Annotated in this window: 26 protein-coding genes; 10 read left to right on the forward strand and 16 right to left on the reverse strand. The window is 47.8% G+C overall.

Translation table 11 applies throughout. The annotated features are described in order from the left end of the window. Positions 1–34 precede the first annotated feature (34 nt). Positions 35–2035: an HD domain-containing phosphohydrolase gene (locus tag DESAL_RS11135; protein WP_015852087.1), complete on the forward strand. Its 2001-nt coding sequence runs from the start codon at positions 35–37 to the stop codon at positions 2033–2035. A 162-nt stretch (positions 2036–2197) separates the two neighbouring features. After that, positions 2198–3898 (forward strand): mechanosensitive ion channel, encoded by a 1701-nt coding sequence (locus tag DESAL_RS11140; RefSeq protein WP_015852088.1) that lies wholly within the window; start codon positions 2198–2200, stop codon positions 3896–3898. A gap of 40 nt (positions 3899–3938) precedes the next feature. On the opposite strand, the gene DESAL_RS11145 is transcribed toward DESAL_RS11140, so the two are convergent. After that, positions 3939–4820 (reverse strand): mechanosensitive ion channel family protein, encoded by an 882-nt coding sequence (locus tag DESAL_RS11145; protein WP_015852089.1) that lies wholly within the window; start codon positions 4818–4820, stop codon positions 3939–3941. A 199-nt stretch (positions 4821–5019) separates the two neighbouring features. On the opposite strand from DESAL_RS11145, the gene DESAL_RS11150 reads away from it, so the two are divergent. The 5 genes from DESAL_RS11150 to DESAL_RS11170 all read left to right on the forward strand — a co-directional run bounded on the left by DESAL_RS11150 (position 5020) and on the right by DESAL_RS11170 (position 9228). Continuing rightward, on the forward strand, positions 5020–5811 hold the full coding sequence (locus tag DESAL_RS11150; protein WP_015852090.1) for a LytR/AlgR family response regulator transcription factor: 792 nt from the start codon (positions 5020–5022) through the stop codon (positions 5809–5811). A gap of 109 nt (positions 5812–5920) precedes the next feature. After that, positions 5921–7657 carry a LytS/YhcK type 5TM receptor domain-containing protein gene (locus tag DESAL_RS11155; protein WP_015852091.1) on the forward strand — a complete coding sequence of 579 codons (1737 nt, stop codon included), beginning with the start codon at positions 5921–5923 and terminating at the stop codon, positions 7655–7657. Positions 7658–7726: 69 nt separating this feature from the next. Next, on the forward strand, positions 7727–8155 hold the full coding sequence (locus DESAL_RS11160) for a hypothetical protein (protein ID WP_015852092.1): 429 nt from the start codon (positions 7727–7729) through the stop codon (positions 8153–8155). A 1-nt stretch (position 8156) separates the two neighbouring features. Next, positions 8157–8519, forward strand: coding sequence for a hypothetical protein (locus DESAL_RS11165; RefSeq protein WP_015852093.1), 363 nt, complete (start codon positions 8157–8159; stop codon positions 8517–8519). Positions 8520–8661: 142 nt separating this feature from the next. Continuing rightward, positions 8662–9228, forward strand: a complete 567-nt coding sequence (locus DESAL_RS11170) for a flavodoxin family protein (RefSeq protein ID WP_015852094.1) — start codon at positions 8662–8664, stop codon at positions 9226–9228. A gap of 92 nt (positions 9229–9320) precedes the next feature. Here the strand turns inward: DESAL_RS11170 and DESAL_RS11175 are convergent, their stop codons facing one another. Further along, positions 9321–9986, reverse strand: coding sequence for a Fic family protein (locus DESAL_RS11175; protein WP_015852095.1), 666 nt, complete (start codon positions 9984–9986; stop codon positions 9321–9323). A gap of 273 nt (positions 9987–10259) precedes the next feature. Here DESAL_RS11175 and DESAL_RS11180 point away from each other — a divergent pair, with 273 nt between their 5' ends. Continuing rightward, positions 10260–11678: a carbon starvation CstA family protein gene (locus DESAL_RS11180; protein ID WP_015852096.1), complete on the forward strand. Its 1419-nt coding sequence runs from the start codon at positions 10260–10262 to the stop codon at positions 11676–11678. Positions 11679–11773: 95 nt separating this feature from the next. Here DESAL_RS11180 and DESAL_RS19770 read toward each other — a convergent pair whose 3' ends face one another. The 14 genes from DESAL_RS19770 to atpD all read right to left on the reverse strand — a co-directional run bounded on the left by DESAL_RS19770 (position 11774) and on the right by atpD (position 22165). Continuing rightward, positions 11774–12226: a helix-turn-helix domain-containing protein gene (locus DESAL_RS19770; protein WP_015852097.1), complete on the reverse strand. Its 453-nt coding sequence runs from the start codon at positions 12224–12226 to the stop codon at positions 11774–11776. A 2-nt stretch (positions 12227–12228) separates the two neighbouring features. Continuing rightward, on the reverse strand, positions 12229–12483 hold the full coding sequence (locus tag DESAL_RS11190; protein WP_015852098.1) for a DUF4160 domain-containing protein: 255 nt from the start codon (positions 12481–12483) through the stop codon (positions 12229–12231). A gap of 90 nt (positions 12484–12573) precedes the next feature. After that, on the reverse strand, positions 12574–13647 hold the full coding sequence (locus DESAL_RS19775; RefSeq protein ID WP_197528732.1) for a caspase family protein: 1074 nt from the start codon (positions 13645–13647) through the stop codon (positions 12574–12576). Between the two features lie 52 nt (positions 13648–13699). Further along, the gene (locus tag DESAL_RS11200; protein ID WP_015852100.1) at positions 13700–14611 is read right to left on the reverse strand and encodes a hypothetical protein; all 912 of its coding nucleotides are present in this window, start codon (positions 14609–14611) and stop codon (positions 13700–13702) included. 14 nt (positions 14612–14625) lie between these two features. Continuing rightward, positions 14626–15459, reverse strand: coding sequence for a CsgG/HfaB family protein (locus DESAL_RS11205; protein ID WP_015852101.1), 834 nt, complete (start codon positions 15457–15459; stop codon positions 14626–14628). Between the two features lie 103 nt (positions 15460–15562). Further along, the gene (locus tag DESAL_RS11210) at positions 15563–16423 is read right to left on the reverse strand and encodes a F0F1 ATP synthase subunit gamma (RefSeq protein ID WP_015852102.1); all 861 of its coding nucleotides are present in this window, start codon (positions 16421–16423) and stop codon (positions 15563–15565) included. After that, entirely contained in the window at positions 16410–17936 is a 1527-nt protein-coding gene (locus DESAL_RS11215) for a F0F1 ATP synthase subunit alpha (protein WP_015852103.1), read from the reverse strand. Before DESAL_RS11215 ends, DESAL_RS11210 begins: the two co-directional genes overlap by 14 nt. Before the next feature lie 114 nt (positions 17937–18050). Beyond that, the gene (locus DESAL_RS11220; protein ID WP_015852104.1) at positions 18051–18782 is read right to left on the reverse strand and encodes a F0F1 ATP synthase subunit B family protein; all 732 of its coding nucleotides are present in this window, start codon (positions 18780–18782) and stop codon (positions 18051–18053) included. Positions 18783–18784: 2 nt separating this feature from the next. Then, positions 18785–19063 carry a F0F1 ATP synthase subunit C gene (locus DESAL_RS11225; protein ID WP_015852105.1) on the reverse strand — a complete coding sequence of 93 codons (279 nt, stop codon included), beginning with the start codon at positions 19061–19063 and terminating at the stop codon, positions 18785–18787. Positions 19064–19083: 20 nt separating this feature from the next. Then, positions 19084–19752: a F0F1 ATP synthase subunit A gene (locus tag DESAL_RS11230; RefSeq protein ID WP_015852106.1), complete on the reverse strand. Its 669-nt coding sequence runs from the start codon at positions 19750–19752 to the stop codon at positions 19084–19086. Then, the gene (locus DESAL_RS11235; protein ID WP_015852107.1) at positions 19743–20060 is read right to left on the reverse strand and encodes an ATP synthase subunit I; all 318 of its coding nucleotides are present in this window, start codon (positions 20058–20060) and stop codon (positions 19743–19745) included. Before DESAL_RS11235 ends, DESAL_RS11230 begins: the two co-directional genes overlap by 10 nt. Further along, positions 20047–20418, reverse strand: coding sequence for an AtpZ/AtpI family protein (locus DESAL_RS11240; protein WP_015852108.1), 372 nt, complete (start codon positions 20416–20418; stop codon positions 20047–20049). The genes DESAL_RS11235 and DESAL_RS11240 overlap by 14 nt, the downstream gene beginning before the upstream one ends. Next, a complete protein-coding gene (locus tag DESAL_RS11245; RefSeq protein ID WP_015852109.1) occupies positions 20415–20795 on the reverse strand; it encodes a hypothetical protein in 381 nt (126 codons plus the stop codon). The genes DESAL_RS11240 and DESAL_RS11245 overlap by 4 nt, the downstream gene beginning before the upstream one ends. Continuing rightward, positions 20792–22165 (reverse strand): F0F1 ATP synthase subunit beta, encoded by a 1374-nt coding sequence (gene atpD / locus DESAL_RS11250; RefSeq protein WP_015852110.1) that lies wholly within the window; start codon positions 22163–22165, stop codon positions 20792–20794. The genes DESAL_RS11245 and atpD overlap by 4 nt, the downstream gene beginning before the upstream one ends. Before the next feature lie 221 nt (positions 22166–22386). Here atpD and map point away from each other — a divergent pair, with 221 nt between their 5' ends. Next, a complete protein-coding gene (gene map, locus DESAL_RS11255) occupies positions 22387–23166 on the forward strand; it encodes a type I methionyl aminopeptidase (RefSeq protein WP_015852111.1) in 780 nt (259 codons plus the stop codon). 6 nt (positions 23167–23172) lie between these two features. Then, the gene (recQ, locus tag DESAL_RS11260; protein WP_015852112.1) at positions 23173–25395 is read left to right on the forward strand and encodes a DNA helicase RecQ; all 2223 of its coding nucleotides are present in this window, start codon (positions 23173–23175) and stop codon (positions 25393–25395) included. The last annotated feature ends 18 nt before the right edge of the window (positions 25396–25413 follow it).

Consider the following 25413-nt stretch of genomic DNA (forward strand, 5'->3'; position numbering starts at 1 on the left):
ATCGAGACTATCAAGTTCACCAACAGGAAGTAAAATGGCAAAAAATATTACTGCAACTATCAAACAGTTTTTCTCAATCAAGAACCTGCTGCTTATCCTGCTGCTGTTTGCGCTGGCTGGCGGGACATTTGAAACGCTCAACTATCTTTGGAAAGAAAAGGAACAGTCCGTCCGAACTGATCTTAAAGAGTATCAAAAAACTGTTCTGGAAAATGAGTCTGAACTACTTTCAGCGCAACTGGTCAACTACGTAGTCCGTGGTAAGGAACTTGCTCGTGCCAGAATTTTCAGGCTCGCTATGGACGGCCTTAAATCGGCTAAGAAAAAAGAAGTTCGCAAGGCTCAGGAAGACTTCAATAACTTCGTCAAAGTCAGCGGATACTCCGCAGGTTGTCTTTTTGAGCCGGATGGAAACATATTCGCATCAACTGATGTTCCAGAAGAAATTGTCGGCCGGGGATACAAAGAGGCTGTGCTGAATACCCTGCATAGCCGCACCCCCCTGTTTTTGCCTCTTAGAACTAAGGGAAATGATCTGGTAGCGGATCTTTTTATCCCTGTTTACGATGCGTATGCCACCAGCACCGCCACACCGCCTTCACGAGTACTCATGCTTGAAGTACCCATGACTGCTATGCTGCGTACTTTTCTCGGCTCTGAGCGCACATTCAAATACGAAAGCTCAATCCATCTGATCCAGAAAAACGGCAAGGCCAGCGAAGAAGCCACTTTCAATTACCCCAACATCTTGAAACTTCAGACCATGAAAGTTTCTTTTGAAGGAGTTAATGAAGTTCTTTTCGGAGAAAGGGCCAATCTTTCCCAAGATAAAAAAGTCTACTCCTCTGCCCGCTTTATTCCTGTTGTAAACTGGTGGGTAATGATCGAAACGGCCACAGCGGTACCAAACAGAATCATTTCAATTTACCAACAGGAAAGCATCATCTTTGCTTCTCTGCTCTTGGCAGCCATGATTTTCTTTGTACTCACCGTCAGGTTTATTGCCTCTACACGCAAATACCACCGCAAAAGCTCCAGACTGGAAGAAAAGATTCCAACTCTGCAAAAAGAACTTTCGCTTCTGCGTATTATCAACAACTCCCTGCCGGAACCGGTAACCTTGAAAAAAAGTGAAGACGGCGCATTCATACATGTAAACAAATCCTTCACTGATTTCACCGGTCTGAAGCAGACGGAAGCCCTTAACCTGACCGACAATCAGGTCTTTGACCACCACGAAGCCGAGACCCTCTCCCATGGAGACCAAATGGTCACTATGTCCAACAGCCCTTATAGCGAGGAACTGGTCATGACCCGCGGCTCCAGCAAGTCTACTATTCAGGTTACTTTTGTCCCCTGCACCGTAGATGAAGAAAATGATGCCATCCTGACCGTATACCGGGATGTAACCTCTGAAAAGAGTGTTTCTGAAAGAGGGATTGAAGTTCGTCAGCAGGTCATCAATGCTTTGATCCGGGCAGTTGAAAGTGTTCCGTTTCTGGATGGACACACTTCACTTATGCGTAAGTTGGCCCTTGAAATTGCAGAGACACTGCTCTTAAGTGACGCAGACTGCGCAACAGTTGAAGCTGCGGCTATTCTCTCTCAGGTAGGTAAAACCTTTGTTCCCAGAGAAATAATGGAAAAAGAAGGAAAGCTCACTCCGGAAGAGATCAAGGAAACCCAGCGATATATTGAACACACATGTAAAATTCTGGAAGGCGTTGAATTCGACCTGCCCATCACTCAGACTATCTGGCAGATGCAGGAGAATCTTGACGGATCTGGTTATCCTAATAAGCTCGAAGGAAGAAGCATCTCCACTTTGGCCAGAATTCTAGGTGTGACAAACACCTTCAGCGCACTGGTCCAGAAACGTTCATACCGAAAAGCTAACACTGCACGTCAGGCCGTTGATATTCTGCAAAGCATGGCTGACGTAAAATATGACAGCACAGTGATCGAAGCCCTTGGAGCAGTTATCGAAACCAAGTCCGGCAAAGCTATTTTACAAGAAAGCCAAGTCGAAATTTAATACTCCGCAGTAGATAAAACTTCCCCAGCAGGCATGAAGGAATCTTCCTCCACATGCCTGCTTTTTATTTTACCCTACCAATAAATACTTGATCGCTCCCGACAATTGCAGGTATTTATTTGAGGATACTTAATTTTTAAATCCAATCAGGAACTGACCATCATGACCAAGTTTTTGCGTATTTTTCCGGCCTTAGCCGTCTTATCCGTATTTCTTTTGTTGCAAACCCCGCAGCATGCAACAGCTCAGACTGAAACATCCGTTAACGGTTCAGCAAAAGTAGCTGCAACTATCGCTGATCAGCAGACAGCCCAGTCCGAAACGCTTATCAACCTCCTACAGTACAAAACCACACTGGAAAAACAGATTGCGGAGACCAAAAAAGAGATCAAGAAAACACGTCATCCAATGGACAAGGAAACCCTGTCCATTAAGTTGACCGACCTCAAAGAACAACTCAAGAATGTTCGCCAGAATTTCGTGAAAGTAGCCACAGGACTTGATCTTGATGTTTTCGATGAAGATGCACAGCAGAAATTTGTCTGGCAGGAAGAAGTTGAAACCTTAGTCCGTCCTCTACTTCAGGAACTCAAGGAAATGACCAAGCGTCCCCGGCAGATCGAACGCCTGAAAAGCAGGGTCGCATACTTTGAAAGTAGACTACCAAGAGCCGAAGAAGCTGTTGAGAACATTGATATTCTGATTAACGCAAGCAAATCTCCGGTCCTCAAATGGGAACTGGGAATACTCAAAACTGATTTTGAGAAAAGACGCACCAATATCGATAACCAACTTGATGTTGCCCGCTTTGAGTTGGCGGAACTGACCAAGGATAAACAATCTTTTTACGAATCAACTAAAAAAGTCATGGCCGTCTTCTTCAAAAGCAGAGGGAAGAATATTCTCTTCGCTCTACTGGCATTTGGCGGCGTATTCTTCTTTTTCCGTTTTGTGGATCGCGTCTTCAAAAAGACCCACCCGGCATTCAAAAGTAAAGAACGCCCGTTTTATATCAGACTCATTGAGGTACTGCTGCTGATTTTTGCTGTCATCGCCTCAACATCAGCTTCTCTTTTCACTTTGTATATATCTGGAGACTGGTTTCTGCTCAGCATTGCCATCATCTTCATCATAGGTGCGCTCTGGACCGCAAGAGAAGGTTTTACCCGCTACTATGAACAAGTAAAACTCATTCTCAACCTCGGCTCTGTCCGCGAGAATGAACGTGTAACCTACAACGGAGTTGCATGGCAGGTAGAAAGACTTGCTCTTTTTGCCAAGCTTAAGAACCCGGCCTTAAGCCCCAGCAGAATCAGGCTGCCTATCGGAGAACTGGAAAATGTTGTTTCCCGTCCTGTAGGTAAAAACGAACCGTGGTTCCCCTGTATGATTGATGATTGGGTAATCTTATCTGATGGTGTGCGCGGCAAGGTTATCAGCCAGTCCCCCGATATGGTGGAATTGATCCAGCGCGGCGGGGCATATGTAACCTATCAGACCTCAGATTTTCTGGGCCTCAACCCTAAAAACCTATCTCGCAACTTCCGCCTGAAATCAGTATTCGGCATTGACTACGCTCATCAGGGGGAATGCACTTCCACTATCCTCATGCAGGCGAAGGAATTCATTACCGCCAAACTCGCAGAGGATGGCTACACTGATCACGTTCTTAATCTGAATGTAGAATTTGAATCTGCGGGAGCATCATCACTCAATCTGGTCATCATTGCTGATTTCCATCGTGACATAGCTGAGTTGTACGGCCGCCTCCAACGCGCCCTGCAACGCTACAGTGTAGATGCCTGCACCCATTTCGGATGGAATATTCCTTTCGATCAACTCGTGGTTCATAAAGCAGATTAACTAAAAAAGGGGTGCCGCTTCAAACGGCACCCCTTAATTTTTATTCCACCTTATGCAGATGAACATCGCTCTGCGGATACGGGATGGAAATTCCTGCTTCATCAAGTGAAATCTTGATCTTCTCCAGCAAGGCAAACTTTGTAGGCCAGTAGTCAGATGTAGCAACCCACGGACGCACAAAAATATCCACGCTTGAATCTCCAAGATTACCCACAGCAATAAGCGGTTCCGGAGTCTTGAGCAGTCTGCCCTCTGCTTCAAGAATGGACTTGATAATAGACTTGGCCTTCTCAATATCATCCTCATAACTGATACCGATAATTAAATCGATGCGCCTTGTTTTATGGGCGCTGGTATTGACAATTACAGAACCAAGAATAGATGAGTTCGGTACTACCACGCGCTGGTTATCGGGAGTTGAAAGCTCTGTGTAAAAGGCTGACAGTTCCTGAACTGTTCCGGAAGTTCCGGCGACAGTCACGTAATCCCCTTTCTTGAACATCCGAAACAAAATCAACATAACTCCGGCAGCAAAGTTAGCCAGTGTATCTTTTAACGCCAGACCAATAGCAAGACCTGCGGCACCGAGTACAGCGAGGAATGAAGTTACATTAATGCCTGCCTGCCCAAGAGCGGCAACCACAAATGCTGATAATAGGGCATAGTAGACAATAGTCGCGATAAAAGATGTCAGGATATCGTCAACTTTGGCCTTGAGCATCACCCTTCTGACCACCTTTGAAACCTGCCGGGAAATAATACGACCTACCAGCAGCACTAGGATGGCTACAAGTATCCGTAATCCGTGCACGCTGACAAAGGCTATGGCATCTTCGGCAAATTTACTTACCGAATCAGGATTCATCAGATCAATTTTAAGTTCAGACATTGCATCCGCCGCTGCTTTTCCAGTTTCACTCATGAATTCCACCTGTTTCTTTAAGAGTCTAGACGAAATAGCACTATTACAATTAATTTCTAATTATCCCATTTTCAGACATTTAAGCAATAATGAAATTTCAATTTCCACACAGAAAAACCCAATCAGTGCATTTGCTTTTCAACGAATTTATAATTATCGATGATACAATCAATACAAACCCAGCTAACCGGATAATTGCATGTCCAATCAACAAAACATACGTTGCATCCTCGTTGATGATGAAGCTCCGGCCCTTGATGAGCTAACCTTCCTGCTATCAGATTTCAACGATATCGATGTAATAGGTACGGCCACATCCGCAACAAAAGGCATCAAGCTTATTGAAGAGAAAGAACCGGATCTCGTATTTCTGGATATCCAGATGCCCGGAAAAAACGGTTTCCATGTCCTACAGGAAATAATGCAGCTTCCGAATCCTCCTCTGGTGGTTTTTGCTACAGCTTACGATGAATACGCTTTGCAGGCCTTTGAAGAGAACGCCGTGGATTATATCCTTAAGCCTCTCTCAAGTGAAAGGTTGGAAAAGTCCATCAAGCGAATTCGCTGCCTCGTTTATGCCAATTGCGAAGAGAAAGTGGACTTGCCGGATATGAATGCTTTGTTGGATACTATGGGTTTAGGGACCAAAGTCCTGCGAATTTCTGTGGAAGCCAGCGGACGAATTCTTCTGCTGGAACCATCCGATGTAATCCTCTGCCGGGTCGAGGAACGCAAGATCATGATTTACACACAAAAAGGCATTTTTCCCTGCTACGGCGACAAGACCCTGGATAAACTGGAAGAGCGTCTGCAAGGGCAACCCTTTTTCCGCACCAACAGAGGTGAGATGGTCAACCTGACCCATGTTCGCGACTTTGCTCCGTGGTTTAACGGTAAATACGTAGTCACGATGAAGCATATTGACGAACAGGAAATTATTATAAGTAAAGGGCGCGTAAAAGATTTCCGCCAGCGTTTAGGGCTGGCTTAAGAATGCCTTAGGCGGTCAGAGATAACTTTGAAAATATTTCTCTGAACTCTTTCAAACTTTTTTAATTTGCTTCGTATATTCGTACTAAAGAAGCTTACTAGATATAAATATGAATCCAGAAACATTGATTATCACACTTGCTGAACGTTTCGGCCTTATCGTTGCCGGTGCTTTCCTGCTTTTGACCATTACCCCGGTCCATAAGATCGGTTTTCGGCAGAGTTCTCCAAAGGTTGATATTGCCATGCAGATTCTTATCTTCGGTATCTGCGGAATATTGGGAACCTACGGCGGTAACTTTGTATTCCAATCCGTTGCCAACCTGCGCGCAATGGCCGTCATCACAGGAGGACTCTTCGGCGGACCATTAGTCGGCCTCGGAGCAGGTCTCATTGCCGGAGGGCACCGCATCTTAATAGATCTCGGTGGATTCAGCGCAATACCCTGCGGTACGGCAACCATGCTCGAAGGGCTGGCTGCCGGAATAGTTTCACTGTACCTGAGCAAAAAGATGGACTGGCGGGCCGCAGCGGGGCTGGCCTTTGTGGGCGAGATAGTTCACATGATTATGGTCCTCTATCTTTCCCATCCGTTCGATGAAGCCCTGCAATTGGTAAAACTCATCGCCATGCCCATGATCGTGCTGAACACCTTTGGTGCTGCACTTTTCGCACAGGTCATTAATATTGTTTTCCGCCACGGAACAAAACAGGACTCGGTCAAGGCGCAGCATATCCTTGATATCGCCAACCTTACTGTAAGCCACTTACGTTCAGGGCTGACTCTGGAATCAGCGCAGGAAACAGCTAAAATCATCCATGCCCACCTCAGCGCCGCAGCGGTTGCCATTACCGACAACGTAAACGTGCTGGCCCACGTGGGTGCCGGTGCGGATCACCATCTTGCGGGCAAGAAAATCCGTACAGATTCAACACTGCAGGTTCTCAACGAAGGAGAACCGCTCTTTCTTGAATCCAACAAGCAAATCGGATGTGGACATCCGGGGTGCCCCTTCACATCCGCAGCGGTAGTTCCCCTGCATAAGAACGGACAGGTTGTCGGCACACTCAAGCTTTACGGAACCCGCAGGAACCAGCTCGACCAACTTTCCTTTGAGATGGCTAAAGGCCTTGCCAACCTCTGCTCTACCCAGCTTGAGCTGGAGGAAATCCAGATCAAAGAACAGATGCTGGCCCATGCAGAAATCCGCCGCTTACAGGCTCAGATCAACCCTCATTTCCTGTTCAACTCCCTGAACACTGTAACATCATTCTGCCGTACCAACCCGGATCGCGCCCGTGAACTGCTGCTGGAATTATCCAAATACATGCGCAAAAACCTCGACAGCAGCAGAGGCTACGTGCCTTTGCACGAAGAACTGGCTCAGCTGAACAGCTACCTTGCCATTGAGCAGGCCAGATTCGGGGAACGCATTAAGGTCGATCTCAATGTCGAAAACGAATGTCTGGAATGGCCCATCCCGCCGCTGATCATCCAGCCGCTGGTGGAAAACAGTGTAAAACACGGCCTTATGGGTCGCGAAGAAGGCGGTACCATCACTCTGGATATTTATTGCGATAACGAAGAGATGAATATTTCAATTGATGACGACGGCATCGGCATGTCTCAGGATCAAATTGAAGACATCTATGCTAAAAAGAAAATTGATTCCCGAGAAAAAGGAATCGGGGTCCGCAACTGTATCCAGCGCCTTGAACAGATTTACGGGCCGCAGTACAAAATGGTCATCATCAGTGTAGAAGGAAAAGGAACCACGATATCCTTTAAGGTGCCCAAACTGCGCACAGCCGTGCAGATGAGTGAATTTGCAGGTAATGCGGGGTAGATACTTGATAAAAAAACTCAGCTGCTCTAAATTGGCCTACATAAATCCATAGAATTAAAGGTCGCGACTATGAGCAAATGTTCCTGTAACACCCGCATATTCAATTCCTTTGCCGCACGCATTCAGACTCTGCATGAAACTGTGCACGCAAAGAACACATCGGGCTTTAAGCTATACAGCACCATCAGGACCCTCTTTGTAATCAAAAGTCTCAGCCGCATTGTTATCCGTAATTTTGCAAAGGATTGGCAGGAAGCGTCCTGCCACCTTGCTCCCGATGCAGAATGTGCTTCAGTGCTTAAAAAAGCCGCGAAAATCAAAGAGCAAATAGCCGAAGCCCATCTAACTCTATGCACCCTGCCCTCACCATTTGCACGCTGGGCAGGACGCAGACTCACCAGCCCGCTCATGGACTGGAACGATCTGGTGCTCGATCTTTCCATTGCTACAGACCCAGATATTCAGAACTCCCTCAGTGAGCTGGAAGAGGTGCTCTAGCATGACAATGCTTCAAGAAACAGATGCATATTTACGCTACGAAAAAAGTCTGCTCAAAAAATACCCGCAAGCCAAACGGGACATCAAACGCGCCAAAAAGAAAATCCTGAGAAGACCATCCAGAGGAGTTGTCTACCGGGGCCTCAACAAAATAGCCCTTCGAAAAATCAGGGTATCCATCAGAATCCTGCGAATCTCACCTCGCAAAGGCTTACGCCTCTTCTACTTATATTCTGAAAAGAAAAACAAAGCCGTCCCCATCTTCATCTTCAAAAAAGGCCGCCCCCAGACCGAAGGACAGGTCATGAAGCTCTTCAGCCGTGCAGTTACCGAGGTTGTGGCAGAGCTCAAGAATAGGCATTAACTTAAAATTTATCCTTTTTGGACGTTGCGTACGCAGCCATTCTTGATTAGCCTTCGCCGATCATATTTCAAATTGTTTTCCTAACAGGCTGATTTTTCTATCAGCCTGATAATCACCACTGATAAAAATTCAGGAGCAGAAAATGAAAGTTCTTTGCCTTCAAGGCAGTGCCAGAAAAAATGGCCATACCGCTAAAATGATCGAATGGGTTGAAGAAGAACTCAAGGAGATGGGGCATGAAGTTGAGTCCATCTACCTCAACGATAAAGAAATGAAAGGCTGTATGGCCTGTATGAAGTGTAAGGAAAAACCTGAAGAAATCGGCTGCGTAATCAAAGACGACATTCCGGCAATTCTGGAACAGATGGTAGCTTCCGATGCAGTAGTCTTTGCTTCCCCGCTCTACTTCTGGGGTCCTTCCGCACAGCTCAAGACCGTCATTGACAGAACTTACAGCCTGTACGTAGATTACCATATGCCAACACACGCTTCTCTCATCAAGGACCAGCGTCACGGCTTTCTGGTAACCGGCGGCGGACCATACGAAAACAATGCTGCGGAAACCTTCACCGCATTCTCCAGAATGAAGAAGCCACACCTGACCAACCACACCGCAACCCTCTTCCTGGGCGGCTGTAAGAACCCCGACAACCTCGGGGAAGAAGCCAAACAGCAGGCAGTAGAGTTCGCGCGCGAACTGGTTAAATAAGCAGCACCGCACTTTCTCGAAATTAGAAAAGCCTGACGTGATTTATGATCGCGTCAGGCTTTATTTTTGAAAAAACGATTTTAAATATGCTCTTAAAAATCAAATTTTGCAGCCAGCTTTTCATGGCAATCCCTAAGAAAGGCAAGCATATTTGCCGAATCTCCACTTTCATAATACTCAATCATTCCAGAGTTATACTCAGCTAACAATTTAGCAGGTATCGACATGGGAGGATAGCCATTGGACAACAGATGTCCATTCATCATTAGCAAACCTGTTCGCTTGTTCCCATCATAGAAGAACTGACTGCGAGCGAACAGCAAATGCAAAAGGTAACCTTGAACAACAATTGATTCCTCAGCCTCTATGGTTGCCAACACACTTTTAAATGTTGCTTCCAACTCATCTGGCTTCGGAGGGCAATAATCAGTTCCGGCAATCCCTACCTGTCCTGACCTGAAACTTCCTATCTCTAAGGCTTCATCCTTCGCAATTACGGCCTGAAGATCACAGGCTACTTCTTTACTTATCTCAAATTTACCGGACTCAGCCATACCGAGCAGTGTTTCCCAGCCAAGCACCTGCTGCTTAAGTTTTTCAGCGTCCGATATTTTATGTCCGCCGACAGTAATTCCCTGAATAAAAGTTTGAACCTCTGGAAAGGTAAATGGCATTCCTTCAAGCTTCTGTGTATCAAAAACCAACTCTGTAAAAATTTTGCGGGCAACGAATAAAGCTTTTTTCTTATCAGAACGCATGAACAACCTCTAAATGGAGTAGAGCGCTGCGTCTCGAACGCAGCACTTGAAAATTTCAGAAAAGAGTATTTTCATTTACAAGAACTGTCAATTTTCGCCAAAACTATCGTACCCCGCACCCCACTCAACTTATCATCCCCAACATCCCAGCCGTTATAAGTCATTTCAAACACCGAAAACGGCATTTCAAACACGAAGCGTAGAATTCAGATCCTCCTTTATGCCAGAAGAAGCGCATACATATTTTTCAGCAAAAGGACGGAGGATATTCTTATGCTATTTTTCTTTGCCTGTGTGGCAGCCCTTATCGTCGGTTATTTTATTTATGGTAAATTCGTGGACAACGTGTTCACACCTGATGCAAAACGCACCACTCCCGCATATGCTATGCGCGATGATGTTGACTACATGCCTATGCCCATGTGGAAACTCATGTTCATTCAGGTGCTGGATATCGCCGGAATCGGCCCCATCTTCGGCCCCATTCTCGGTGCCCTGTACGGTCCTGTAGCCCTTATCTGGATAGTTATCGGCTGCATCTTTGCCGGAGCAGTGCATGACTACTTCAGCGGCATGCTTTCCATCCGCAACAACGGCGCATCCGTACCTGAGCTGGTCGGTGAATATCTCGGCATGACCGCTCGTCAGGTAATGCGTGTGTTCGCTTTCGTACTGCTCATGCTTGTCGGTGTTGTATTTGTACTCGCACCCGCAAAGCTGCTTACCGGACTGACCGGAATTGAAACCGGAATCCTCGTAGCCTGTATCTTCGGTTACTACTTCCTCGCAACCATCCTGCCCATCGATAAACTCATCGGTAAACTCTACCCCCTGTTCGGCGCACTGCTGCTGGTTATGACCGTATCCCTCGCAATCGCACTCATGTTCAGCGGTCACACCATGCTGCCCAACCTTGATTTCGCAGTTAATTTCCACCCCGGCGACAAACCCATCTGGCCCCTTCTTTTCATCACCCTGTCCTGCGGCGCAATCAGCGGTTTCCACGCCACTCAGTCTCCGCTTATGGCCCGCTGCGTAAAGAATGAAAAAGAAGGCCGCCCCGTATTCTACGGTGCAATGATCATCGAAGGTATCATCGGCCTGATCTGGTGTACCCTCGGCCTGTCCTTCTACGAATCCCCCGAAGCACTTAACGCAGTTATCGCTGCCGGTTCCCCTTCCGCAGTAGTATCTGAAGTTGCTAATGCGCTTCTCGGACCTATTGGCGGCATCTTCGCCATCATCGCAGTAGTAATCCTGCCCATCACCAGTGGTGATACCGCTTTCCGCTCCACCCGCCTCATTGTAGCGGAAACCTTCAAAATGGATCAGGGCCCTGCAATCAAGCGTCTGCTCATCGCAGTACCCCTGTTCGCTCTGGGTTACATCATCTCCACCCAGAACTTCTCCGCAATCTGGAGATACTTCGGTTTCTCCAACCAGTGCCTGTCCATGCTGGTTCTCTGGACCTCCGCAGTATACCTTGCCCAGCGTGCAAAACTGCACTGGATCGCATCCATCCCCGCAACCTTCATGACCGCAGTTGTTGCCACATTCATCTGTCAGGCCAAGATCGGTTTCGGACTGGACATGAACATCTCCATCATGATCGGTATCGCAGCAGCAATCGCAGCATTCGGTGCCTTCTTCGTGAAGTACGTTCGCCCCAAAGCAGCTGTTGAAGCCAACTAGACCATCTTCCTATAAAACACAGACCACTCCTAAATAAAATTCCCCCGCTTGCTTATGCAGGCGGGGGAATTTTTATGTTAATATAATCTATAATACTAAGCCGCAGCAGGTCTCACATCATACCCACGGCAGGCCAACAAAATATACCGGGGAATCGTTCGTTCTCCACTCTTATAATAGGCAACCATCCGCCTACTGATACCTAAAGCCTTAGCTGCGGCATCCAGTGAAAAGCCATGCCCTTCCATCCATGCTGCAAAATCTGTCGGATGCATTGCCTGTTCTGTCTGAAACATCCAGAGCATCCGCAGAGTGTCAGAAGTGATATCAATCTCATCAGCGATCCAATCAACTGTGCCGCCGTATTCACCGACCTGCGGATCATATTCATTCCAACCGTTACCGCGAAGGCAAACATAAGTCTGGTAACGTTCCACGTATTCACGAACATCAACCAATGCCCGCAATTCATCTTCCCAAGTAACAAACAAAGTGTACGGAACTTCGCCCTTTTCGACCGCGATAACTCTAAAAATTCTATCGGGCATAATTACTTCCCCCTTTTCTCCCATTCTTCAAGAAGCCACTCTTGATTCTCTTTAACCCAAGAAAGGACATCATTGAGCTGTGCAGCACGAGCCTGCCCTTTAAAGACTTCACAAGTTCGAATGTTTATCAACACAATAAAATCAGGAGAAACAACGTGAATATGAGGAGAATTGTGATCGTTAGCGTTTAAACTTATTTTTATCTTATTGATTCTATGGATCGTTGGGCTTATTAACTTCTCTCCTGACACAAGCATAGTGCAACCATTGCACCTAGTCAATAGTTCACCAAAAAAAAGCCCGCTCACATAAGTAAGCGGGCTTTTCTAATTTTCATCTCGAATCACTCAATCCCCAAGATAAATCCTATACTTCAAAACTGCTGTTTGCCCATCATCCAAGTACTCAAATTCTATCATTTCCCCTTCTTCAATCATAACCTTGGCTGCGGACCTTGGCATAAGATATGGTGATTTTGTCAGCATCGCCATGGCCTTCTTTTTAGCATCGGCAAGAGCCGCCTTCTGTGATGCAATTTTCCTGTTCAGGGTATCGGAAAGCTTGCTATGCCCCTTCCCACTTACTACCAGTTCAAGGTTCTCATACTTGGGAGCAGGCTTCTGCTTCTTCACAGGCGCATCTGCAGCCGAACTACCGAATTTATCTTTATCCATTTCAATAGCAGTATTGAATAAGAAAGACTCTACCAGAGAAGATGAGCTCCATGGAACCTGCTTACCCCTTGTCGCATGCTGCACTGCAAGCCGGACTTTCCGAAGCATAATCTCTATATCCGTATTCGGACTGGAAATATTTTCAAGGAGAGCCTTGGTAAAAACCCCGTTACGCCCTTCACCGTCAGCAGCCACTTCACCGGGGGCAGTTGCGTACACCAGTATTGTTCCGGAAGGAGCCTGCATGACTGCCAATCCCCTGTTCTTTTGAAAAACAGATCTTGAACCTGTTCCTGTGAAAGGATCATTCCGGCAGGCATCAAGAATGATAATATTAACAGCAGTCCCGGCAGCCCGCAGGATTTCAAGGACATAATTCAAGCTTACACATTGAAATTTCACATCTGTAATGTTTTCGATCTTCGCATCAACAGGGATAAGGTAATTTCCACCCCCTACCTGTACACCATGTCCGGCGTAGTAAAAGAGAGCCACAGAATTTCGGGTAAGCTCATTTGAAAATTCAGAAATCAGCCGTCCGGTTTCCTGCCTTGAACAATTGATTGCGCTTTTAACCTTAAAGCCCAATTTATCCAACATGGCAGCGATATCCCTAGCATCATTTGCAGGGTTAGCAAGAGGAGCTTCAGGATATGCTGAATTTCCGATGACCAGAGCAAACCTGTTCGGTGATGCGGCAAACGAAACACCTGAACCTGCTGCCCAAAAAAAGAAAAAGAACAACAAACAGGCCGCCCGTATACAAGGACGGCCTGTTACATTTTCTTCAAACATTGTTCTACAAGTTGTCAGTATAGCCACTTTCTTTCTTTTTACTCTTTGCACGGTCTATAAAGTAATCGTTGACGGCAATCAAAATAGGTCTTTTGGCGTGCTCAGCGTAAGTTGACACATACAGGAGATCACCACGGATATTCCAGATTCCCACTTTCTTGATATGGTATCTTCCTTTATCGTCAGCCACCCTGTTCTTGGTAAAACGCTGGGGTTTGCCGAATTTACCTACTATAAGATCAAGTAATTTATCCCCAAGTCCCGGTTCCGCATATTTTTCCACAAAAAAGTAAAGGTTATCAACTTTTCCATTTTCCATATCCAGCACCATATTACCATCAATACCGATAGGAGGCAGGTTATGTACTTCCAGCTTTGCCGAATCAGTATAGAACTTGGTAACGCAAGTCCGCCCTACATCGATCTGAGGAACGGTTGTGATACTCTGTCCCGGACAGGGCTGAACTTTTTTAGGCAATGGAGCACCGATAACGATCCCCCTCAAGGAGAACTTACCTTTGTAATCCAGAGGCTTAATTTTGCTGACAGACAAACCGAGCATCGGAATCATCCTTTCAAACAATTCCATCTCCGCCATGGTTTCATTGACCAAATTCTGCTCGTCAGCAGCGTATTCACAGACAGCCCTCGACTTTCCGACAAGCACATTACGGTAAAAGCAAAGCACCGCATATTTGTATGTACCTGTTTCATCAATTACATACTTCCGAAACCTGACGCCATTGTCATAACTGCTCCGGTCCCTGAAATGCGAGCCCATGGCCTCATTCACATCATAGAGGGCTTCCCCGCCAGCCAGATTGTTTACATACTTCTTTCGTTTGAGAAGAACACACCCGGTAAGCGATGTGGCAATAAAAACCATCAAAAGGATAATACAGCATATTCTTTTCATCTTAAACACACCGCCTAGTCACCAGTAAGAATTGAAGAAATCATTGCCCTAACAACTCTTTTAAGGCCATCCTGCATTCCGGTATCCGAAACACCGGCCTGCCCGACCCAGAATATCTGGGAAGTCTTAACGTCTACAACCTTTGCAGTCAGCCCAATACGCGAGATAGTGGAAAAAGTTCTCTTCGGCTTGGCATAATAATCTTCCTGCCATTCATCGATAGTCTTGGCCCGTTCCAGCTCAGGAAGCATAATTCCAGTCCGGGACGCAAACTTATCACTCTCCATTTCATACTCAGAACGCTCACTTTCAAACATTTCAACATCACGGTCATAACGGGGAATATCATTTTTTACGATGATCCGGTTCAATGAAATATTCAGACTGTCGGTATACTTGTCGGTGACTGAACCGAACACGAAATAATCAGCATGGACAAGACGCCCGATACGCTGGGCAATTTCAAGGTCGGTAAGCCCTGTCTTATGTTCACTCATCATAGCCTGTTCACGGACGACCTTATCAATCTCTTCCCTATCGATAACATGGTAGCCCTTGGTTTTAAGCTCAATGATCAAGCGATCTGAGACCATGGAACCAGACGTATTGTCATTGGCCCTGAAATTCATGATCGCAAAAGTTTTTTCTTTGGTGAGAGGCCTTTTGTGCATCCTGAATGAATCAAGGTTCATAGGAGTGACCACTGCTTCCTGAATGGTTTCGTAAATGGATTTAGGCGGGATAGGATAAGCAGGAGCCCTCGGTTGTCTAGGGATACATCCCAACCCCAAAACTGAAACCGCCGCCAGAACCAATACAATTTGAACAAACCGCAAATACTTTTTCATATGCCCCCCAAAATGATTTTAGTTCAAATCAAACTTTAAAATTATATAAAGTTTAAGTCAACGGGGTTCACTAAATTGATGGGCTACTTATGCGCTTTATTCCTCACCCCCCGACAACAGCCTCAACCCCGGCAACAATATCCAGCAACTCACCTGTGATATTCCCCTGCCGGGTGGTACGATACTCGGACTCAAGGACCTCGACATGCTCGATGATATTTTTCTCGGCGACCTGCATGGCGGCGAGACGGGAACTGTTCTCTGCGGCTAATGATTGCACAATTGCTCCATATACGGAGATATACAGATACTCCCTGAATAAATTTGAAAATAAATCCTGAACCGGAACATTTGTCATGGGCAAGGACTTACCATCCCATTTCGTGCTGCCGCTACGCTTGTGGAGTGGCAGGATATGTCGGGCTGCAACCTTGGCCCCATCGCTTACGTGCAGATTATTAACTATGGTGAATTGATTCATTCCACGCTTGTTGCGCCATTCTTCCAAGTTCTGCTCTATCTCATCAACAATGGTATTAACCCCGCGCAGACTTCCCGGGACACGGAAATTCAAATCAACCTCAATCCCGGAATCTTCCAACGCACCGCGCACCCGCTCTCCGCAGGTCCAGCAGATTACCTTGTGCCCTGCGCCGCTAAGTTCTTCAACAGCCTTTACAGCCTCAGACCGTGCCAGCTCATTAAACTGCCCGCACATGCCCTGATCGGAACCGATTGCCAGAACGACAGCAATTCCATCTCTTGCCCCACGCGGCAGTATTCCGGCATTGCGGAAAAAGACAGTCCAGCCCTGTTCGATGACATCGGCATACTCACCGACTCCCTTGGCTGCATTTTCGAAATGACGAATATTGACCGCAGCGAGAGCCTTCATAGTTTTGACCACCGAAAGCAGATCACCCGTGGTCGCAATCTTTTTGCGGACAGCCTCAAGCTGCTGCATGCGCCTCTCTCCATTTCTGCATATGATGAGTTACTGTCTTCTCAAGCTCATCCCAGATTTCATCCTTAGTGTCTGCCTGTACCAGACGTTCCATAGGTTCGAAACTTTCCTCCATTCTAGACAGCAAAAACTCCTGCACTTCAGCAATCTGCTCCAATGGCACATCATCCAGAAGACCAAGCGATACAGTCCAGAGGATAACAACCTGTTGCGCTGCACTAAGCGGTGAAAATCTATCCTGCTTAAGCAGCTCACGCACCCGAAGACCATGTTCAATTCGATTGCGGGTATCCTGATCTAATCTTGTACCGAACCTTGCAAATGCCTCCAGTTCCTGAAACTGGGAATAAGTCAGACGCAAGTCACCGGAGACCTTGCGGTATGCCTTCGGCTGTGCACGACCGCCCACACGGGAAACAGACTTACCCACATCAATTGCCGGGAGCATTCCCTTCTGAAACAGCACCGGAGAAAGGTAAATCTGTCCGTCAGTGATGGAGATAAGGTTTGTTGGAATGTAGGCCGAAATATTCTGAGCCTCGGTTTCTACGATAGGTAACGCGGTGAGCGTACCGCCACCATGTTCCGGCTTGAGCCTTGTGGAGCGCTCCAAGAGCCTTGAATGGATATAAAAAATATCGCCCGGAAAAGCTTCACGGCCCGGAGGACGGCGCATAAGCAAACTAAGCTGGCGGTAAGCCTGTGCATGGCGGGTCAGATCATCATATATAATAAGTACATCCTTACCCTGTTCCATGAAATACTCAGCCATACTTGTAGCTGCATATGGCGCAATATACTGCATTCCTGAAGGTGCATCGCCCTCAACCACAACAACAAAAGTATAGGCCATTGCCCCATGATTACGCAGGGTATCAATAACACGTGCCACGGAAGTACTGCGCTGACCGATAGCACAATATACGCAAACCACATCTCCCTTTTTCTGATTCAGGATAATGTCGAGAGCAATGGCGGTTTTCCCTGTCTGGCGGTCACCGAGAATCAACTCTCGCTGCCCGCGCCCGATGGGGATCAATGTATCAATGACCTTGATACCGCTCGCCATAGGAGTATCAACTGGTGCTCGCATTAGGATGGGAGGAGCTTCAGATTCCACCACACGGGTTTCGAAAGTTTCCGGTGCCGGACCTCCATCAAGAGGATTACCCAGCGGATCAACAATGCGTCCGATCAGCGCATCTCCTACCGGAACACTCAGAACCGTACCGGAAGGAACGGCCTCATCCCCGGCCCTAAGTCCCGTGTTTGCGCCCAGCAGTGCAATACCAATGGAATCAGGCAGCAGATCAAGAGCCATACCCGGAACATCATTGCCAAGTGTAATCAGCTCTTCCGAACGCACTGACCCAAGCCCCTGCACCTGCGCTACACCTCGAGCAACAGACAGAACACGGCCCACTTCACGCGAATCTGGGCTGTATTCCATATTCTCGCGGCCCTTTTCATGGGCATTCAAGGCCTGATCTATATTTTTTTCTAGGAAACCCATTTTGTTTGCCTCCGGCGGCTCTCCGAGGGCTTAAACCCTTTTGAAAAAAGGTTTAAGAATCCCAAAACTTTTTAACAAGGCTTCGCCACTTCGTCCGATTAATCCTGCGGGCATTTAGCTGTTGATTTCAGTTAAAATTTTATTTTCGAGTTCAGTCACGTACGAACTTAGATTCCACTCCCATTTACGGTCTCCGGCTATCAATTCAATGCCGAGTCCCAATCTGGGATCTGTTGTAAAGATTCGTTCGTTCTTGGACGGGAACAATTCATCCAGTAATTTCTTAAGATTCTGTTCTTGCAACTCAGTATGTTCAAACCCGGTACGGATCAGAATTTCAGAATTGCCACAATCCACGCCACGGGCCTCATCATCTATACGTTGCATAAAGCCGCTTAAGATCAACTGCTCCAGATCACTTCCTGAAAGGTCCTGCACTATCCGTGCGGCTGTAGCAGAAACTTCATGGATAAGCTTTTTACGCAAATTAAGCGCAACGCTTTCCTTTTCCCGCTCAAGCGCAGCCAGCCATTCCCTGCGCATGGTTTCGACCTCACCCCGAGCGGAATCCATGGCCTGCTCACGCAACCTTTCCGCCTCAGCATGAATTTCAGCCATAACCTCGGCCTCACGGTTATCAAGGTCCTCGCGTTTACGGCGAAGTTCCATGTTCAGGCTTTGAGATTCAGCCCTAGCTTCCCGCAAGGCAAGAGTTTCCTGCGCAACATGTTCCTTCCGTTCCTGCATGGCGCCGACAATCGGTTTGTAGAGAAACAACCTGAGCAACGCTATGAGCACGAAGAAATTCAGAACCTGCGCAAAGATCGTAAACCAATCCAACAGCATTATCAGCCTCCGGCCTTTTCAAGAAAATAAGACCAGAACGGATTTGCAAAGAGCAGAATCATGGCCAGCACAAAGCAATAAATAGCCGTAGATTCGACCATTGCCATCCCTACAAAAAGGAACTTAACAATGGTATTCGTCTCATCCGGCTGCTGGGCAATGGAACTTAGCGCCCGCGAGAGAGCCATACCCTCGCCGATAGCAGGCCCGATAGCCCCGATGCCCATGCAAAGCCCTGCCGCAATAATCGACCCAAAAGCAATCCAACCAAGAGTTTCCATCAAAACCCCCTTTTGATTATTTATCCATGCACTTCAAGACCCGCGGCAATGAACACCGCCGCAAGTACCGTAAAAATATAAGCCTGCACCACTCCGATGAGCAGTCCAAGCATCTGCATGATTACAGGCACAAAAAGCGGCATAATCACCAGCAAAATCGCACCCATCATGGTTCCGCTAAGTATATTCCCGAAAAGACGCACCGCTAAGGCAAAAGTCCTACTGACCTCACCGATTATGTTAAATGGCAGCATGAACGGTGAGGGTTGCACGTAACTTTTAAGATAGTTGAACAAACCGTTCTCCTTTATTCCATAATAGGGAACAGCGAAAAATACGATCAAGCTGAAGGCTGTAGTCGTTGAAAGCGACCCTGTTGGCGGCTTGAACCCCGGCACTGCGGAAAGCAGGTTAGAAACGAGAATGAAGATAAACAGGGTTCCAAGCAGCGGTAGAAACTTCTCCGGCTGTTGGTTGGTAGCATCTTTGATCTGGGAAAGCAGTCCAGCCACCAACACTTCCAACAGATTCTGCTGGGAAGAAATCGTAGCTGAAGACGTGACCTTACGGGTAACAAACCATGAAAATCCCGCAAGCAGGACCATAACCAGCCATGTATAAACTATGGTGGCATTCAGCTTAAAAAATCCAAAGCTGAAATAAATGATATGGTCCGGGCTTATTTCCATTCAGTCCTCTTCATTTTAACAACATCCAACATGCCCATTCCGCACTGATTGGCCAGCAAGTAGGTCCGCAATAGATAGAAGCCCAAAAATGAAGATACAAAGGGTCCTCCTCCGTAACTCATAACTTGGGCAAAACCCCAAAGGGTAATTCCATATCGCCCCAGATAGCTGGACCAGAAAAACATTCTCGGCCTTTCACAGCGAGGCAGCATACGTACAGTCAGCCAGAGCCCGCCAAAATGGATGGCGGATAAAAGCAAGCCGATACCAAAGGCAGCGACAGTTATCATTATACTACTGATGATCATCCTCTACGTCCTTCGATTTGATGTCCTGCTGTTCCCAGTCGTCACGTTCTTTGATTATCTTATTCTTCTCACGATTCATCCAAATTCCGGCAAACAGACAGCCAATACCCAACCCGGCACCGAGCATAGCCATTGTCCAATTAACTTTACCGGGCCAACGGCTATCCAGCCAAACTCCGAGCAGGCTACCCAGCACCACAGGTAAAGCCACCAGCCAACCTACAGCGCCCATAGCACCAAAAGCAGACCAAGCCCCGACAGTACCTTTCTGCCCCGCACGGATTTTGCGTTGCTCCTTACTGCCTACAGTCCGGCCGAACCCGTCCGGTTTGCGTTCATCTGGCTCACGCTTGATCATGTAGTCTCCACTTCAATAAGGGTACGCACAAAGCCGGCCTCAAGTTTGGCAACAGCACTGCGTGCAGACTTCTCCGCCTCGGAAGCCTCATCCTGCATGCGCAAGACCTCGGCTTCCAGTTCACCAAGTTCCCCGGCAACAGCAGCCCGTGAAGAAACTCGCACTGAATCGCCCTTCTTGACCAACACACCGCCATTCACTGCCAGATGGTGCGCTTGCCCTTCCACCTCGTAAGTAAGAATACCAGGAGCAAGTGCCGAAGCAGTATCGATATGATTAGGCAGCAGACAAAATCCGCCCTTGGTACTTTCAGCCAAGACCTTATCTACCAGACGGTCCAAAAACAGACCTGCGGGGATCAGGATCTTCAGCCTCATTTGCCTACCTCCTCAATCGAACCGATCATATAGAAATCACGCTCAGAAGCATCAGGAAATTCGTCATTCAATATCCGCTCGCAGCCGAGGACCGTATCCTCAAGGGATACAATCCGCCCATCCATACCCGTAAAATGCTTAGTTGTATTGAAAGGCTGAGTCATGAAACGTTCCAGCCTGCGCGCACGGGAAACAATCTTACGGTCTTCACGGGAAAGCTCCTCAAGACCAAGCATAGCAATAATATCTTTAAGGTCCTCGTATTGGGCAAGAGTTCTCCGAACCTCGCGGGCTACATCATAATGACGCTGCCCCACAATTGCAGGGGAAAGCATCATGGACCGTGACTCAAGCGGATCAACAGCAGGATAAAACCCTTCCCCGGCACGCTTGCGGGAGAGGACAATGGAAGACGAAAGATGTGAAAATGTGTGTGTTGCCGCCGGATCAGTCAAATCATCGGCAGGAACATATACGGCCTGAATCGAGGTAATGGCCCCGGAGCTGCTGGATGAAATGCGCTCCTGCAATTCCGCAAGATCAGAACCAAGCGTAGGCTGATATCCCATTCGCGATGGCAAACGGCCCAGCAACCCGGAAAGCTCCATTCCGGCCTGAATGAAACGAAAAATATTGTCGATGAGCAAAAGAACATCCTTACCCTGATCATCCCGAAAATACTCGGCAATGGTCATGGCCGTATGTCCTGTTCGAAAACGCGCGCCCGGAGGTTCATTCATCTGACCGAATACCATGACCGTATTATCAAGCACGCCGGCATCGCCCATTTCGCGGTAAAGTTCTTCACCTTCGCGGCAACGTTCCCCGATACCGCAAAAGATACTGATACCGCTATGCGCTCCGACCATGTTATTGATCAATTCGGTGATAAGAACGGTTTTGCCCACCCCCGCACCTCCGAAGAGTCCGGCCTTTCCACCCTTTTCAAGAGGCATAAGCAGGTCAATCACCTTGATTCCGGTGGTGAAAATTTCCTCTGAGACTACACGCCGGGAAAGCTCGATGGGCTGATTGTGGATAGACCTGAATTCAACATCGCTTGGCAGGTCTTTACCGTCTACCGGATCACCGAAAACATTAAGAACCCTGCCCAACAAATCCTCTCCCACGGGAGTACGCAGGGTTTCGCCGTTGCAATGAACAACATCCCCACGAGCCAGCCCTCCGGTGGGAGTCATGGCAATAGCGCGAACTGAATTCATATCCAGATGGTCAGCCACCTCAAGCGTGACAGATTTCTCTCCAGCTGAATACATAACTGAAAGCAAAGGGGGGATTTCTTCAGGGAAACGCACATCAACCACGGATCCCCGAACAGAGACAACTTCGCCCGAAAATTTGTGTTCCATAATTTCACCGCCGCAACTTGAATCAGATCCTGCACGCTAAGGTTTTCTTATTCTGCTTATAGAATACGGAAACGGAAAGTTTAGTAAAGCCTTTTTGAATTAAGTTTGTTTTTTCACAGAAGTAAGTGCTCCATTCTAATAACAGCGTGATCTCCGGTTGACTTCCATATATTAAAGAGTAGCCTGTCCCCGTCACGAAAACATTTTCTGGAGTTATCCAAATGATTATAAAGAATAAAAAACAAATCGACCTCATGCGCGAAGCAGGTATCCTGCTCTACAAGGCCCACATGGTGGCTAAAGAAATGTGCGAAGCCGGCACATCCACCGAAGTAATCAACGCAGAAGTGGAAAAATTCATCACTTCACACGGCGCAACTCCACTTTTTAAAGGCGTTCCGGGCAAGGTTCCCTTTCCTGCCGGCTGCTGCATGTCCATAAACGAAGCGATTGTTCACGGTATCCCCTCCGCACGTAAGCTGGAAAACGGAGACATTCTGTCCATCGATATCGGTGTACGCCTGAACGGTTGGTGCTCTGACTGCGCCGTTACCCATGCCATCGGCGAAATTGATGATGAAAAAAGACAGCTCATGGATGTAACCGAAGAATGCCTGCGCATCGCCATCAAAAGAATCAAACCGGGCGTTAAGTGGAGCAAGATTGCCAAAGAAATGTCCAAATATGCCCGTAATGCAGGCTTTTCCGTTGTAGAATCTCTGGTAGGACACGGCATTGGTGAAGGTCTGTGGGAATCTCCGCAGGTCCCCAACTATCACAGCAGACTGGTCAAAGATTTCAAGCTCAAACAGGGTCTTGTTATTGCCGTGGAACCCATGATCAATGCAGGCGTTAAAACAACCGAAACCCTGAAGGATCACTGGACCATCGTCACTAAAGACGGCAAGCCCTCCGCCCACTTCGAACACACTATCGCAGTAACTGCCAATGGAGCACAGGTCCTTACCTGCGGTGAAAACGGTGAAGGCTGGGCTCTGTAAAACTTTATGAGCGCACCACGCACTCCTTTAGATGTCCTGCGCCAAACCTACGGATATGAATCATTCCGTGGGCTGCAGGAGGACGTCATCAACCGCATCATGAGCGGCGGCAATGCCGTTGTTTTTATGCCCACCGGAGGCGGTAAATCCGCCTGTTACCAGATTCCGGCCATCCTTCGGCCGGGGGTGGGTATTGTCATTTCCCCGCTCATCGCCCTGATGCGCGATCAGGTAGCAGCCCTGCAACAGATGGGAGTGCGTGCTGCCTGCCTGAATTCATCGGTACAGCCCTCCGAGGCCAACCATATCATCCATGAACTGCATAGCGGAAACATGGATCTGCTTTATGTGGCCCCTGAGCGGCTGGCCCAGCCCGGATTCATGGACATGCTTTCGGGTATCAAGATCAGCCTGATCGCCATTGACGAGGCTCACTGCGTAGCCCAATGGGGACACGATTTCCGTCCCGATTACCTGCGGCTTTCCGTATTTGCGGAAATGTTTCCCAGCGTGCCGCGCCTGGCACTGACGGCCACAGCCGACGGCCCGACCCGCAATGAAATCCTCTACCGCTTATCCTTCAGCAACGAGGATATTTTTGCCACCGGATTCGACCGTCCGAACATACGCTATACCGTAATCCCCAAGGATCAGGAAAAACGGCAATTGCTCAATTTCATCAAAAACGAGCACTTTGCTGAATGCGGCATTGTCTACCGCATGAGCCGCAAAAAAGTGGAATCCACCGCCGAATGGCTTTGCAAACAAGGTATTAACGCCCTGCCATACCACGCGGGACTGGACGCTCAAACCCGTGAATCCAACCAAGCCCGATTCATGTCCGAAGACGGCGTTGTCATGGTTGCGACCATTGCTTTCGGCATGGGTATCGACAAACCGGACGTGCGCTACGTAGCCCATCTGGATCTGCCAAAAACCATCGAAGCCTACTATCAGGAAACAGGCCGTGCCGGACGTGACGGATTGCCAGCGGAAGCATGGATGTCCGTAGGAATTCAGGATATCGGATTCCTGAAACGAATGATCATGTCCGGGAACAGCCCGGATGACCGTAAAGCCTTGGAACTGCGCAAGCTCAACGCCCTGCTCGCGTACTGCGAATCACCGGGATGCCTGCGCCAATCCCTGCTTTCCTACTTCGGTGAAGAACTTGAAGAGCCGTGCGGAAACTGTTTTACCTGCATCAACCCGCCATCGATATTTGACGGAACCATTCCGGCTCAAAAGGCCCTTTCAAATATTTACCGCACCGAGCAGCTTTTCGGAGCCAACTACCTGATCGATATTTTACTGGGCAAAGAAAACAAACGCATCAGCACCCAAGGGCATAACAGCTTAAGTACATACGGTATCGGCAAGGAATTTAATTCGGATGAATGGCTTTCCATCCACCGCCAGCTTGTTTCACAAGGGCTGGTGGATGTTGATATGGAAGGCTACGGATCTCTGAAACTAAACGCTAAAAGCTGGGAAGTTCTGCGCAAGGAACGGACTGTAGCCCTGCGCAAAGACCCGGTACTTGCCAAAAGCAAAACCCGCCGAGCCCGTAAAAAGCTGGTCATCGGGGATTCGAACAGCCCTTCCCTTTCCACTCCGGAAGCACATGAACTTCTGGAATCGCTGCGTTCCCTGCGCAACACACTCGCTCAGGAACAACATGTTCCGGCATATGCAATTTTTGCAGATAAGACCCTGCTAGAACTTGGTTGCTACCGCCCACAAACCACAGGAGAACTCTATGCGGTTAGTGGTTTGGGTGATCAGAAAATATTCCGCTATGGAGCAGCCATAATTGAAGTGCTGATGGACCATCAAGAGAAACATGGAAGACCCGAGGATCTTTTCCCCATCCCGGAAGATAAGATAAAAGAAGTCCCTACTTCAACCCCCAAGAAAGAAGGACCGACTGTTTCAGCTTCCGCTCTGGAAACCCTTGAACTGTTTGAAGAGCTTATGGACATCGAAAAAGTTGCAGAATCCCGCAACATTAAGCCCGCAACAATTTACGCTCACCTGACGTCCTGCATTGGAGCCGGAAAAGTAGACGTAAGCGACATTCTGGATTTCGATGCATCGGAACTTGAATGTCTGCGAGACACTTTATCCTTTTATAAAGAAGAGGGATTTCTGCAACTAAGCCCGGTATTCAATGGACTTTGCGGCAACTATTCATTTGAAATCCTGCGTATGGTCCGCGCCAGCAAATAATTATTTATCAACTTCAGA

The sequence above is a fragment of the Maridesulfovibrio salexigens DSM 2638 genome (genome assembly GCF_000023445.1).
Taxonomy (GTDB): domain Bacteria; phylum Desulfobacterota; class Desulfovibrionia; order Desulfovibrionales; family Desulfovibrionaceae; genus Maridesulfovibrio; species Maridesulfovibrio salexigens.